Source organism: Ruegeria profundi (assembly GCF_001507545.1).
Classification (GTDB): domain Bacteria; phylum Pseudomonadota; class Alphaproteobacteria; order Rhodobacterales; family Rhodobacteraceae; genus Ruegeria; species Ruegeria profundi.
Genome location: NZ_LQBP01000009.1, coordinates 141605 through 154899, shown reverse-complemented (window position 1 = coordinate 154899; position 13295 = coordinate 141605). Strand labels below are relative to the sequence as shown.

Sequence of the window (13295 nt, the reverse complement as noted above, 5' to 3'; positions counted from 1 at the left end):
CTTTCCTAGTGCGTCAGCGGGGCTGATTTTCGTCGCTGTGAATGGCGGCGATCTCATTGAGATCGGCCTCCGACAGCAGATCTTCGGTTTCTTTGACATCGGCCAATCGCTCCGGCCAAATGCCGGTACGCATCGTCATAACGCAACGCACCAGTTCAGCGGCACCCTGGATGAGCAGCAAGGCCCCAGCCACTGGGATCAACGATTTGAAGAAGTAGATCTGAATGCTGGCAGGGCTGTTGAAGCTAACTTCCTTGTAGCGCCAGCTGTCTGCGGCGATCTCGTACCCAAACCAGACCAGCGCAAGCACACCCGGGAAGAAAAACAGGAAATACAGCAGAAAATCCATCCCTGCCTGAACCTTGACGGGCAGCAAGCGATAGACAACATCTGCCCTCACATGCGTGTCCTGCGCCAAGGCGTATGCTCCGCACATCAAAAACAGCGCACCGTACATCTGGATCATCATGTCAAACGCCCACACCGTTGGGGCGTTGAGCACATAACGCACGAATACCTCGTAGGATACCGACAGCGTCAATATCAGAATGCACCAACCGAAGGCCCGTCCAACCCAAAGGCTCAGACCTTCTATAGCGTGTACGAATTTCATCTTGTTTTTTTCCCTCGTCGCCCCAGCCTCTCTCGCCAGAGGTGCATCTGATTTCAAAGGGAGGTTGAGCGCCAAGATGGCGCTCAGTCCCCTTTTCATTCAGCCGCGATCAACCAAAGTAGTGGTTATATGCCAGTTTGTAATCTGGCTGATTCAGGTTGAGGTAGTTCATCACATCTTTGGCGTAAGCCTTCTGTGACTCCATCACCTTGGCAAAGAATGGATCTTCTTCTGCGATCCGCGCCGTAACCACATCCCAAGCTTCGAGTTGAGCCGCCATTACCGAATCCGGCGTCCGATAGACATTCACTCCGTCTGCTTCTTGCAGTTTCACAAGGTCGTCAGAGTAACGCTTGGTGTTGCCCCAGTAGAAGCCGGAGTTTTCGGCCATGGAAGCGTTTTTGATAATCGCTTTGTGTTCATCGCTCAGGGCATTGAAACGGTCTTTGTTGATCGTGACTTCAAAGAACTCCTGGCTCTGGTGGAACGACGCGAGGTGGTAGTGTTTCGAAACGTCTTGCATTCCGAAGTCGCGGTCCGATGTTGGATTGTTGAATTCCGCCGCATCAATAAGGCCGGACTTCATCGCCGGTTGAATTTCACCGCCGGGCAGCTGAACGACCGACATCCCCATCTCGAGCAGAACATCTGCAGCCAAACCAACCGTGCGGTATTTCAGACCTTGCATCTGCGACGCATCGGTAATGTGTTCCTTGAACCAGCCCATCGGCTGCGCTGGCATCGGCGAGTTGAAGAAGGACACAACGTTGAGCTGCAGGTTCTCCATTAACTCGTCGAAGAGTTCCTGACCACCGCCGGCATAGACCCACCCAAGTACTTCCTGGCTCGACCAGCCAAAGCACGGACCCGTACCAAAGAGTGATGCTGCTTTTGACTTGCCGTACCAATACGCCGGAACGTAGTGAGCTGCATCGAGAACGCCGCGATGCACAGCGTCCTGCATCTGGCTGGTTTTGACAACTGCGTCGACCGACAACACTTCGATCGTGAGCGAACCGCCGGACATTTCGTTGACCCGAGCAGCAAAGGACTGCGCATTTTCCAGAAAGATACCGCCGCCCCACGCAGCTTGCATCTTCAATGTTTCACCACTGTCTTGCGCTATCGCGGGTGTCGCCAGTGCTGCCGCGCCTGCAACAGCAGAGCCGCGCAGGAAATTCCTGCGGTTATAGTGTTCGGTCATGTTTCCTCCCTAAAAGTACTTGGATTATCCCTCGACTGCTTGATCTTGTACGAGCGGGTGTATTTTAAGGAGTACAGCCTACACTGCTGCGTCAGACATAGTTCTGTCGCATGCTGAATAGCGTTTCTCCCATCGATATCTTAGAATATGTCAATCTTAAGACAAGTGTTTTGGTTTGCAAACTTGTCTTCGCAGCGCGAATCTTTTGCGCAGCAGGAAAAAAGCTCTGAATTCAGATTACTTGCTCATCAATATGCCCGAAACCTGAGGAAGCAATACATGGAGTGATGTGTCGGTCCGACGCGACGCTGCCGCGATGGACAGTTTCGCAAGAAATTCGGTCGTAAGCTTCTAAAAACTCCCTGCTCCGTGAACGAACGGCCATTGTTGTTTTTTCATCGCAGACAGAGTTTTGATCAATTAGGTCGCTGCATTTGCGGACATTTTAGTCGGACTGCTTCCGGTTTCGGCTCGAGGCGGACATTTGAGTGATTTTGTCAGGTGCCAGCTTAGTCTCCTGTAGCTGACAAGGACTTAGGCCCCGGACCTCGGTAGCAGGGCGGTCTCGGTCGAGCTGTTTTGCGCAGCATGATTTATCCGCGATGGCGGTGTCGCTGTATCAATTCGTGCCCGCCCTGCTTCCTGTCGCGACCGTCGATTGGGGTCCTTCGGGTCCATGCTTCGGTTCGTGTTCAGCGCCTTGCCTGCCAACATGATGCTGGTTCGATATAGTTCCGATCTGCCCATCTCATTGGCGTGCTTGATTGGTGTCAGCGACGGTCCAGACCACGCCATCATCGAACCCACGTCCCCGCGGGACCTCGAAGGCCTGCGATCAGGCAGGCAACGGGTGGATCAACAGGCGCCGCCCGATCCTGACTTTGGTCGAGGATACCTCACCCGGTGTTCACGACACGTTTGTCGCGTCTTGCGATATTTACCGGTATGCCCAACTTGGGCATCAGGGATATCACGACAATTGCACCGACAATCTGCGCATGGCGCTGGCGGCAATCGGTTTGCGCCCTTCACCGGTACTGTGCCCGCGGAACCTCTGGATGAACTCGCCGGTCGTCGAAGGAGGAGCGATGGAGTGGCGGCCAGCAGTCTCGACCATGGGGGCGCGGATTTCGATCCACGCCCCCAGGTTTTACCGTTTTAAACGTTTGTTTCAGGCTGCCTGCGCCGCCGCACCGGCCAGTTTCGCGGCCAGTTCGCGGGTGCGGGTCTCAGCCGATTCAACCGACGCATCGTGACGCGCGTCCTTGAACTCCTGATATTCGATGGCGATCGTATCGATATCCGCCTGCGCTACACCGAAGTAATGCGCACAGGCCGCCAGCGCCGGATCAAGCGCGTTGAGGTGAGCCCGCACACCACCCGGCTCAAATCCGAATTCACCGCGCGACGATAGCACCACCAGCTGTTTTCCCGACAGGATCGGCTCGATCGGCGTATCGCCGCGCGCCAGATCAAAGGAAAAGGTCCGACCGATCCGCGCGATGTGGTCGATCCAGCCTTTCAGGGCGGTCGGCATACCGTAGTTGTACATCGGCGCCCCCAGAACGACGATATCCGCCGCGATCACTTCGTCGACCAGCTCGTCGGACAGGGCCAGACGCTCGTCCATCCACGGCTCACGCTCTTCGGGCGGGGTAAAGGCGGCATGGATGAATTTATGGTCAATTGCGGGAATAGGGTTCAACCCCACATCGCGGGTAATCACTTTTGTTTCCGGAGCTTCAGCCAGAAAGCTTTGGGTGAACAGGCTGGTCAAATGGCGGGTCAGGGAACGGTCTTCAAGCTGGGCGCTTGCGTCAATTCGCAACAGAGTGGGCATGGGAAATCTCCTGAGTTTCTGCACTGCAGGTTTTTGCCTATCAAGCGGCCAATCCCATGGCGAAGGCGAATTTCTCACGGCATGGATGAATGAGATTCATCTGGGTTCCTGACCGATCGGAAATCCTGCACAGCAGCGGACCTTCCCAGAACTTTAACCCGCTGTTTGATAGCGTGCGGTCGGGGCTGGGGGGCAATATATCTCCCGCACCAAACGGAGTTCAGGTTGCGTACTTCTGCTTTGTTTTCCCAGCTTCATTACAAAGCCTGAGTTTAACAACTCTGCCAGTTCGCCAAAAGTTCGCCCATACGTTCCAACCCGAGATCCAGGTTGGCTGCGGTGCCTCCTCCGACGCCCAGTCGGATGTGGTTGGGCATGCCGTAAGAGGAGCCCGGCAAAAGGAACGTGCGGTAGGGATCGGCCAGCAAACGTTTGGCAAACGCGTTGCCATCAATCCCGTCGAGCCGTGCCAGGCCAATCAACCCGGCCTGCGGTTTAACCCATTCCAGACGCGGTTGACTCAAGACAAATTCATCAAGTCGCTCAAGCGTTCTTAGCCCCGCTGCCCGCGCCGTTTGTATAGCCTGATCATACCTGTCGGGCCTCAGCGCGATTTCAGCAATCACTTCGCCAAGTATATTCATAATCTCGCTGGAGTTTTCCCGCAGAATGATTGCATCCCAGATCAAATCCGGGTCACGGCAAATCATCCAACCAGTACGCAACCCTTGCAGACCAAGCGCTTTGGAAACGCTTCCTGTTGTGATGCCGCGCGGATACATCCCGGCAATCGAAGGCGCACGCGCACCTTCCCATTCCAAACCTGCGTACACCTCGTCCACAACCAGCCACGCACCAACGCGATCCGCGATTTGGACCAGTCTTTCAAGTTCGCCGCGGGTCATCAGGCGTCCGGTCGGATTGTTTGGGTTGGTGAGAAAGATAAGACGCGTTCGTTGGGTCACTGCGGCCTCAATAGCATCTAGCGGCAAGGACCAGCCCGAGGCCTCATCCCGACCCACCACTTTGAGAGTTGCGCCGACTGCTTCAGCCAGCACACCCGCTTGTGGCCAGCCCGGACGTTCAGTTACCACTTCGTCACCTGGCTGGACCACTTGCATGAATGCAAGGTAATTGGCCTCAGCCGCGCCTGCCGTGATAAGAACATCATCTGGTCGACATATGCCGGCAAGACCAGCCCTATCCAATACATGGTTCCTAAGGGCAGGTAAGCCGCGAAAGCTTTTCTGGTTCCAATCCAGCGGCAGCGCTGGGTCCAGCGCATCCAAAAACTCGCCCAGACGCGGAGACTCGGACAAAGAAAACCCGACGAAGGCTTCGGGGTCCGCTTCTGTTGTATCCAGCAGGTACTGAAAAAGCGTGTGTATCTTGACTTTCATGCCGCGCTCGAAATCCTTGTGACCAAACAAGGAGAGAGTGTGTGAAAGCAAAGGGATTTGTCAAAGGGCGTCCACGCGATCTGGCCGTGCTGAACTATGGGCTGTTCAAGGTCAATTCCAATGGTCGCATCATCGGGATTTGCGGGTTTTTGATCCGCACCGATGCCGGAGAGGCGATTCTGGTCGACACGGGTTTCCCCGAAAAATACGCAACCGACACCGAAGCTGCAGTTCAGGAAGATCGTCTGTTTGAGTTTGGTGAGGTCTTGCACTGCGGCCCCGAAAATCTACCACAATCACAATTGGCAAAGCTGGGGCTGGATTCGTCGGACATCACACTGCAGGTTTGTACGCATACCCATATCGACCATATCGGTGCATTGGGCGCTTTTCCTGCCTCACCCATATTGATCTCGGCCACGGAGCGCGCTTTGCCGCGCCCGTTATACTGGGGTGACGTACAACCGCTGGAATGGCCAGATCAGGAGTACCTAGAAGTTGAGGGTGATGTAGAGATCGGACCGGGACTTACCGTTCTGGCGGCACCTGGCCACGCGCCAGGCCAGATCGCAGTGATGGTCGATCTTCCGTCTGGCACCTTTTTGCTAACCAGTGATGCGATCTCTCGACCGGAAGAAATCGACGAGAAATTTGCCGGATCCTGGGACGAAGAGGCCGCAATTGCCAGCGCGGACCGGCTTATGCGGCTGGCATCCAAGCGAAATGCCTTTGTGATCTACGGGCATTGTCCAAAGCAGTGGCCCGAATTGAAAAAAGCACCAGAGGTCTATAGCTGAACCCATAGAATTAGGCGCTGCTGTCTCAGTAAGCGTGCTTAGTGCAAACGGATTATCTGACGTCGCGCCCCTGATTCAGGATAATAACGTTGCCGCTGGAAACATCGCCTGCTGGCGAGATAAGAAAGCTGACCCAAGATGCGATTTGTTCAGGCCGCATCGCTTTGCCATGTGGCATGGCATCGATGGCTGACTGCAAAACATCTTCGGTAAGGACGCCAAAAAGCGGTGTCTCGGTCATGGCCGGAGCCAGAGAATTCACGCAGATCTTGTCGCGTGCATAGCGCCGGGCAAGGTCTTTGGTCAGCGTGTCCAATGCCGCTTTGGACGCGCGGTAGTGTGGCGGGTCAAAAACATCAAAATTATAGGCTCCGTTCGACGAAATATTGACGATTTTCTTGATGCCGTCACGGTCCAGCATCAATTGAACCGCCTGCTGGCAGCAATGGAACGCAGAGGTAAAATTGATCGCCATCTGTCTGTCTAATTCCTCGGCCGGAATGTGCGGGAAATCTGACATGAGGCAGGTTCCTGCATTGTTTACCAAAGCATCCAAACCGCCATGCTCTGTTTTGATTTCAGCAAACGTGCGGGAAATGGCCTCAGGATCAGTCAGGTCAACAGAGATAGGCGTGAAATTTCCACCCAGTTCAGCTGCCAGTTCGCCCAACCCTTCTGCGTCAAGGTCCAGTCCGATCACGTGCATTCCATCTGCATGTAGATGGCGGCTAATAGCCTGCCCCATCCCTCCGGCAGCCCCGGTCACAACTGCTGTTTTCATGGTGATGTCTCCGAACTTGGCGTCGTTAAAAGGTGCTTTGCCATAAAGTGTAACCCTAGCTAACCGCTTTTGGCGGAGAGGCCAAAACTAATCTCGCATGAAAAGCGGGCTGGCCGGCGCTTGAGCGAAATCAAGGAACTATGCCGTTTTGATGGTTAGTGTTCACGGGTGAGGAGGCTGAGAACCATGATTTCGGTAGAAGATATCGAAGACATGTCCGCGCTCACGCGGGCAGAGATTGATGCGCTCGCTGAGCACGAGCATTTAACAACATATGACGCTGCGCTGATGGGGAATTACCTGATGCAGGTTCACCACGGGCCACAAAAAGTACACGAAATGATCTGCGACGATATTCGCGCCGCTTTGCATGCGGATGATGCTCAACATGCGCAGGCTTTGTTTGCTGTTTTGCGGGGGTTCCTGGCTGAGCACCCTCAGGCTGCGCGTGGCGTGAGTGAATAGAGAATCCTGTTGGGGTCAGGTAAGCCCGCCGTGAAAACCGGGTTGGCGGACTGTGTCGCGGTTTCGCTAAGCCGGTTTCGTGTGCGGGGGCTTGGGGTATTCGGTCGGTGAGGCCCGGAGCAGATACTGCACGGCATCCAAAGCAGGCGCGGAAAAACACTTATCGCGTAAATTAAACCTGGCGGCTTGCTGCAGTACCGACACTGGCGTTTAACACCTTGCCAATACACTGGTTGCCAAGGGCTGTATCCACGCACTTGATATTCAGCATCCTTGGAGTTTTATCTTGATAGCTGGCCGCGTCATGGAACATAGGACGTAGGCTCGGGATCCTGTATTTTTTCAAGATATTTGACGATTTCAATGAGCTTGGTGGGCACCAATACCATTTGACCATTTCCGGTATCGAATTCGCTCATCTCATTATCCAAAAAGTTCTCGAACACCGGCATATCCTCACGGGGTAGGGTATTCCGAGAGTACCCATCCAGTATCGCCATGATCTCAAGCATAGGCCATACGCCGTCGCGACGCTCTGCTATCGTCGTCAGGTCTGCTGGCGGTGTCCCCAGCTGCGCTGCGAGGGGACCGTCACCTTTTCCGTCTATGCCGTGGCACGGGACGCAGTTTGACGAATACAGCGATTGGCCAACACTTTGTGCTGCAAGGGAAGAACCAAGAAAAATAAGTGGGAGCAAGGCCAGATAAAGCTTCATTTGCGACAATGTTCCTTTGCTTCATGATTTAAAGTAATCGCTCTGACGGGGTTGATGCTTTGATCCCGGTCAAAAATGACCGGCTGTGCAAAAGCTAAGCAAGAAATGGTCTAACGGACAAGCAAACGAAGGTACCGTGACCGCCACAACGTTCGAACCTTCGCAGCCAAAGCCGGCTCTGTCCACAGGGCAGGCTGGTGTCATTCACTGTAAGCAGCGCCAATCGAACATTACGAAGGTCAGCTCTCTATGCAAATGACCATGTCTTAGATTAGCGTTTTACCTATTCGGGCAAGCCGGCTAAACGCAATGATGCGCAGTCTTTCTCCAATTGTTCGTTGTTAGAGAAAAGTTGGGTTTTGGCCCACTCTGAGATGGAAAACTTCGGACGGTATTTCATCACGTAGCGTGCTTCGTCTCGCGCGGCCTCAATATTTTCCATTTCCACGTGGACGATCACGAGGTCGAGGTGCCCGAAGCCTTCTACCCTTTGGCCATATTCTGTGAATGCGGCTTTGGCCTCCTCATAACGACCATCAAGCCGAAGGGCCAATCCCAGAACGCCAGCATACCAGCCCGGATAATGAGGGTTCAGCGTAATAGCTTGCTGTGCAACTTTTATGGCTTTGTCCGCTTGACCGTTAAAAGCCAGTGTAAGGGACAATCGTGCAGCTACATCTGCATGGTTTGGATTTAACGCCAATGCTTCATTGAACTTCTCGATCGCCGGTATCAGCCTGCCGTCGATTGCATCCGCAAAACCCGCAATTGCATGCGCCTCGGGGTTGTAGCTGTCTATTTCCAAAGCCCGCCGCGCGCAGTCACGTGCCTCGGCCAACGTGGCGCTTCGGTCCGCGGCAAAGCCATGCCGGGCTTCGACGGTACATATGAACCCCAAAGTGCAATAAGGGGCAGAGTATCCCGGATCAAGCGCAATGGCCTGTTGTGCAAACCGGCGCGCATCAGCCTGTGCTTCCTTCGTTATCCTGCGCGAAGCTTCTACGGCTTGAAGTTGAGCCGCCCAGGCATTCAGGTTTTTGGTCCCCGAACCCCGGAACCGAGCCATCTCGCCCGCCAATAGCTCTACTTGGAGCTCGGTTGCTATTCTGAGGGCAATTTCATCCTGCACCTCAAAGACATCTTCCATGAGGCGATCATAGCGGTCCGCCCAAATGTGCATTCCGGATTTTGCATCGATCAGCTGTGCGGTGATGCGAACGCGGCTGCCGCTTTGTCGGACACTTCCCTCAAGAACAAGATCAACACCCTGTTCCAGACCAACCTGCTTCACATCTACTGAGCGCCCTTTGTAAACGAAAGTAGAGTTGCGCGCGACGACCAGTAGGTTTGGTAGCTTTGACAGGGTGGTAATGATTTCTTCTGTAATACCATCCGCAAAGAATTCCTGATCGGGGTCAGAGGAAAGATTATCGAAGGGCAGAACGCCGATCAGCAGAGACTTTGCATGGCCAGCCGGTGTCACGCGCGGTGGGGCGGAACCGGGGGGCGACCATTGAAAAACTTCGACCGGCGACGGGGCGTTCTTGAACTGCCGTTTGCCTGCGCGATGGAATTGCTCGGCGAGGCGTTCGTCAAGACTTCGATGGACGACATCGGAAATTAACACGGCTTCTTCGTTGGATGCTTCTTGCAGCCGAGCAGCGATGTTGATGCCATCGCCGAAAATGTCATCTTCGTCGAACACGATATCTCCAAGATGCACGCCAACTCGCAGTTTAAGCGAGGATTGAGTTGACACTTGGCTTTGAAGATCCAATGCACATCGCACTGCGTCAGAGACCGAATTGAACTCGACTATCCACCCATCACCCATTTTCTTTACGATATTGCCGCGATGATCACTGACCAATGGATCAAATATCTCGCGGCGCAGGACACGGAGTTCACTGAGAGTCCGGTTCTCATCCGCCTTTATCTGGCCCGAGTAGTTTACTACATCGGCCGAGAGTACTGCCGAAAGTCTGCGGTCTCCGTTCATGTCCCTTCGTAGCGCAAAATGCATTACGTGGAAAAGACATCTTGTGTTTGGTGGCCTCGCGCATATCCAGGTCAGCTGCTTTGTTCGGGTGGCATAGGTTCAACCACGCCGAGCAAGGATTCAGCCCGACCGGAAAGATCAGGCGCAGCGTCGGTCGGCCATTATGATCCTGATCAAAGTCTCAGCACGTTCGGCATGCTCAAGTGTCGGATATGGAATTTGCTGGTTTTCTCGTAACCTTGGGGGTGCTTTTCCTGGCCGGACTTGCAGCCGACCAGTTGGGGCGTGCTACGCGGCTGCCTCGGGTAACTTTGCTCTTGTTGCTTGGGGTTTCGATTGGGGACGCGGGCCTAAATGTCATTCCAGACGACGTTGCGCAGTGGTTCGATGAGGTTTCGATCGTTGCCCTCACCATGGTGGCGTTTCTTTTAGGGGGCTCGTTGACCCGCAAGAACCTCACACGTCATGGGCTTGCGATTTTCACGGTCTCCCTCGCGATTGTGTTTGCCACCCTTGTCATTGTGACAACCGGATTGTCACTTCTCGGATTGGCTTCAGGCCTTGCATTGCTGCTCGCCTCCATCGCAACGGCGACGGCTCCTGCTGCAATGGCGGATGTCATCCATCAATCCGGTGTCAAGAATGACTTTACGGACACACTCAAAGGGATCGTCGCCATTGATGATGCGTGGGGTTTGATAGTGTTCAGTGTGGCACTTGTCCTGGTTGATCAAGCGAACGGTTGGAGTAGCGTTCTGTCCGGCGCAGCATGGGATCTGGGTGGCGCAATTGTGTTGGGTTGCGTGTTGGGTGCTCCTTCCGCTTACTTGACTGGTCGGCTTAAACCCGGTGAGCCGCTACAGGCAGAGGCAATCGGGATCGTGTTTCTTGCGGCCGGTTTTGCATTGTGGCTGGAAGTGTCTCTTCTAGTTACAGCAATGACCACGGGGGCCGTCATTGGCAATTTCGCGCGGCATCACGACCGGGCTTTCCACGAGATAGAACACATACAGTGGCCATTCATGATCATTTTCTTCCTTTTGGCTGGTGCTTTGTTGGAGGTGGACGCGCTGAAGCTATTGGGATGGGCAGGCGTCGCATTTATCCTTCTTAGAATCTTTTCCAGGCTTATCGGAGGGGTCATTGGCGCTCGATTGGGCGGTGTGCCTCATCAGGAAGTGCCCTGGTATGGTCCCGCGCTACTCCCGCAGGCAGGCGTTGCCATAGGTATGGCACTTGTTGCTGGCGAGCGTTTTCCGGAATGGGCCTCGACCATTATGGCGTTTACAATAGCCAGCACTGTCGTATTCGAGATCATCGGACCACCGGTAACCTTGGCGGCCATTCTAAAAGTTTCAAAACAATCGCCAAAACAGTGAGGCCTCAACAGTCATGATCGGGGCGTTACAGTGACGTATCCGGACCGGCTGACGACCATGGGCTTAGTGCTGTCAGCGGATCACAAGCAGTGGCCTTTCGGGTCGCGATCAATCTTTGCATCCACCAAAATTGGACCCAAGCGATTTTTTGGAATGCGAATTAGCGGTAGGTTTGCGTTATGTTATGGAGTTTTCTTTCTGCGCTCGGTGGCGTCGGCATTTTTTTGTTCGGGATGTTTCTCCTCACTGAGGGACTGAAGGGACTTGCCGGCAAATCAATGCGCTCCTTCCTGGCAAGGTTTACGCGAACGCCTTTGAGTGGAGCAGCAACGGGCGCCCTGACAACCGCGGTCATTCAATCCTCTAGCGCGACAACGGTTGCCGCGGTCGGCTTTGTGGCATCTGGCCTTCTTACCTTTCCTCAAGCCTTGGGCATCATTTTCGGCGCAAATATCGGAACAACAATCACGGGTTGGATGGTTGCGCTGCTTGGGTTCAAACTGGATTTGGGTGAAGTCGTGTTGCCGTTCATTTTCTTTGGCGCGCTGCTGCGCCTGTCCCGGCGACAGAACGTGGCGCTCACCGGCCAGGCGCTGGCAGGGTTCAGCCTGATTTTTGTCGGCATTGATCTGATGAAAGATGGGATGGCCGCGTTTGAAGGCGTTGTGACCCCCTCAGTCTTTCCGCCAGATACGATGCTGGGGCGACTGCAACTGGTCGCAATTGGGTTTGCAATCACCGTTGTCACCCAATCCTCGAGTGCCGGGGTGGCTGCCGCGCTTGCGGCGTTGGGTGCCGGAGCCATCAGTTTTCCCCAAGCGGCAGCACTCGTCATTGGAATGGATGTCGGCACGACCTTGACTGCCCTGCTAGCCTCGGTCGGTGGTGGCACGATGGCACGGCGAACGGGTCTTGCTCATGTGATCTACAACTTCATGACGGGCGTTCTGGCATTTTTTATACTTGGCCCATTTGCGACCTGGGTCACAGCGTGGACCGTCGACGGCAATGGTCAGATCGCACTTGTTGCGTTTCACACCTTTTTTAACGCGCTCGGAGTTCTGCTTGTACTTCCCGTGGCGCGGCCGTTTGCCCGACTTATCGAGTGGTTGGTTCCTGAGCGTGGCACGACTTTGTCCAACGAACTTGATCCGTCCTTGTTTGCCGAACCCACTCTTGCGGTCGAGGCGGCCACGCACACGCTTTTCAAGCTCAACACAGCGGTCTGTGACCACTTGAATCAGTCAATGGGAATGTTGACTCACTGGCCTTCACGACCACCGGATCACGAAGAATTGGAAGAGGCGCTTCTGGATCTTCAATCCTACCTGGACAAAATGCCACCGTTGGCAGGAAACCAAGAGCTCGGCCCCATCGTCGCGTCGGTACTTCACGCATTGGACCACCTCTTTCGCCTTTTGTACCGATGTGGGCAATTTGATCGCACGTCCGCTCTTGGTGCTTCACACAGATTGCGTCGGTGCCGCAGCATCCTGGCAGGCGCCACCTCCAAGCAAGCGCGCCCAAACAGCCCAGATGATTTTCCCGGTTTGCAGGATCTTTTCAATCGGCTCAGAACCTTGTTCCGTGAGCAGCGTAAGGTACTGAGAGTCCACCTGTTCGAAGCTGCCATTAACGGCAAGATTTCAGATGAAGATGCGATCACACAAGTGGATGCCATGCGGTGGTTGCATCGCGTTGCTTATCACCTCTGGCGCATACGGGTTCATTTGAATGCGATCGAGGCCGGTACAACTTCGCTGTCGATGCACAAAGAAGCCCGGATTGAAATTGAAGACGATTAGCCGAAGTCAATCTGCCTGCTGGGTTACAAGATAGTTTTTTAATGCGCCTACACACGTTGGTCGCGAATTCTAGTAGGTGCTGGGCTCATGGTAGTCGCTTTCCGTATCCAAAAGCCACTCACTCCAGAACCTAACAATACCTTGGTGAGGATTAAGTGTTGGCCACCACAAAGTGTATATCTTGGCTATCTGCCAAAACTTGCGTGCAAGAGATCGGTCTCATTCTGTTACAGTAAGGACCAATCTCGAGGCTTCTGAAACTGCCGTCGGTATCCGGGGATGCCTACCTGAATTTT

Annotated in this window: 12 protein-coding genes; 5 read left to right on the top strand and 7 right to left on the bottom strand. The window is 54.3% G+C overall.

The window, feature by feature from the left end:
* Positions 1-13 precede the first annotated feature (13 nt).
* Positions 14-613: a TRAP transporter small permease subunit gene (locus AVO44_RS16960; RefSeq protein ID WP_068339460.1), complete on the bottom strand. Its 600-nt coding sequence runs from the start codon at positions 611-613 to the stop codon at positions 14-16.
* A gap of 109 nt (positions 614-722) precedes the next feature.
* The gene (locus AVO44_RS16955) at positions 723-1817 is read right to left on the bottom strand and encodes a TRAP transporter substrate-binding protein (protein WP_068339457.1); all 1095 of its coding nucleotides are present in this window, start codon (positions 1815-1817) and stop codon (positions 723-725) included.
* 767 nt (positions 1818-2584) lie between these two features.
* Here AVO44_RS16955 and AVO44_RS20770 point away from each other — a divergent pair.
* Positions 2585-3073 carry an urea carboxylase-associated family protein gene (locus AVO44_RS20770; protein ID WP_233422013.1) on the top strand — a complete coding sequence of 163 codons (489 nt, stop codon included), beginning with the start codon at positions 2585-2587 and terminating at the stop codon, positions 3071-3073.
* Here AVO44_RS20770 and AVO44_RS16945 read toward each other — a convergent pair.
* Together AVO44_RS16945 and AVO44_RS16940 are read right to left on the bottom strand one after the other, a co-directional pair.
* A complete protein-coding gene (locus AVO44_RS16945) occupies positions 2989-3657 on the bottom strand; it encodes an FMN-dependent NADH-azoreductase (RefSeq protein ID WP_068339452.1) in 669 nt (222 codons plus the stop codon). The two genes, AVO44_RS20770 and AVO44_RS16945, sit on opposite strands and share 85 nt — an antisense overlap.
* Positions 3658-3929: 272 nt before the next feature.
* A complete protein-coding gene (locus tag AVO44_RS16940) occupies positions 3930-5057 on the bottom strand; it encodes a pyridoxal phosphate-dependent aminotransferase (protein WP_068339561.1) in 1128 nt (375 codons plus the stop codon).
* Between the two features lie 41 nt (positions 5058-5098).
* Here AVO44_RS16940 and AVO44_RS16935 point away from each other — a divergent pair, with 41 nt between their 5' ends.
* On the top strand, positions 5099-5854 hold the full coding sequence (locus tag AVO44_RS16935) for an N-acyl homoserine lactonase family protein (RefSeq protein WP_068339449.1): 756 nt from the start codon (positions 5099-5101) through the stop codon (positions 5852-5854).
* 52 nt (positions 5855-5906) lie between these two features.
* On the opposite strand, the gene AVO44_RS16930 is transcribed toward AVO44_RS16935, so the two are convergent.
* The gene (locus AVO44_RS16930) at positions 5907-6635 is read right to left on the bottom strand and encodes an SDR family NAD(P)-dependent oxidoreductase (protein ID WP_068339435.1); all 729 of its coding nucleotides are present in this window, start codon (positions 6633-6635) and stop codon (positions 5907-5909) included.
* A gap of 186 nt (positions 6636-6821) precedes the next feature.
* Between AVO44_RS16930 and AVO44_RS16925 the strand changes: the two genes are divergently transcribed.
* Positions 6822-7100 (top strand): hypothetical protein, encoded by a 279-nt coding sequence (locus AVO44_RS16925; protein ID WP_068339431.1) that lies wholly within the window; start codon positions 6822-6824, stop codon positions 7098-7100.
* Between the two features lie 302 nt (positions 7101-7402).
* Here AVO44_RS16925 and AVO44_RS16920 read toward each other — a convergent pair whose 3' ends face one another.
* A complete protein-coding gene (locus AVO44_RS16920; RefSeq protein WP_068339429.1) occupies positions 7403-7816 on the bottom strand; it encodes a c-type cytochrome in 414 nt (137 codons plus the stop codon).
* Positions 7817-8099: 283 nt separating this feature from the next.
* Positions 8100-9815, bottom strand: a complete 1716-nt coding sequence (locus AVO44_RS16915) for an adenylate/guanylate cyclase domain-containing protein (protein ID WP_233422012.1) — start codon at positions 9813-9815, stop codon at positions 8100-8102.
* 212 nt (positions 9816-10027) lie between these two features.
* Here AVO44_RS16915 and AVO44_RS16910 point away from each other — a divergent pair, with 212 nt between their 5' ends.
* Positions 10028-11194, top strand: a complete 1167-nt coding sequence (locus AVO44_RS16910; RefSeq protein ID WP_068339423.1) for a cation:proton antiporter — start codon at positions 10028-10030, stop codon at positions 11192-11194.
* Between the two features lie 179 nt (positions 11195-11373).
* Entirely contained in the window at positions 11374-12999 is a 1626-nt protein-coding gene (locus AVO44_RS16905; RefSeq protein ID WP_068339420.1) for a Na/Pi cotransporter family protein, read from the top strand.
* Positions 13000-13295: the final 296 nt, after the last annotated feature.

Bases quoted from the DNA above. Each gene is read 5' to 3' on its own strand.
- AVO44_RS16960 (WP_068339460.1), bottom strand. From the start codon at position 613: ATGAAATTCGTACACGCTATAGAAGGTCTGAGCCTTTGGGTTGGACGG.
- AVO44_RS16955 (WP_068339457.1), bottom strand. From the start codon at position 1,817: ATGACCGAACACTATAACCGCAGGAATTTCCTGCGCGGCTCTGCTGTT.
- AVO44_RS16945 (WP_068339452.1), bottom strand. From the start codon at position 3,657: ATGCCCACTCTGTTGCGAATTGACGCAAGCGCCCAGCTTGAAGACCGT.
- AVO44_RS16940 (WP_068339561.1), bottom strand. From the start codon at position 5,057: ATGAAAGTCAAGATACACACGCTTTTTCAGTACCTGCTGGATACAACA.
- AVO44_RS16930 (WP_068339435.1), bottom strand. From the start codon at position 6,635: ATGAAAACAGCAGTTGTGACCGGGGCTGCCGGAGGGATGGGGCAGGCT.
- AVO44_RS16925 (WP_068339431.1), top strand. From the start codon at position 6,822: ATGATTTCGGTAGAAGATATCGAAGACATGTCCGCGCTCACGCGGGCA.
- AVO44_RS16920 (WP_068339429.1), bottom strand. From the start codon at position 7,816: ATGAAGCTTTATCTGGCCTTGCTCCCACTTATTTTTCTTGGTTCTTCC.
- AVO44_RS16915 (WP_233422012.1), bottom strand. From the start codon at position 9,815: ATGAACGGAGACCGCAGACTTTCGGCAGTACTCTCGGCCGATGTAGTA.
- AVO44_RS16910 (WP_068339423.1), top strand. From the start codon at position 10,028: ATGGAATTTGCTGGTTTTCTCGTAACCTTGGGGGTGCTTTTCCTGGCC.
- AVO44_RS16905 (WP_068339420.1), top strand. From the start codon at position 11,374: ATGTTATGGAGTTTTCTTTCTGCGCTCGGTGGCGTCGGCATTTTTTTG.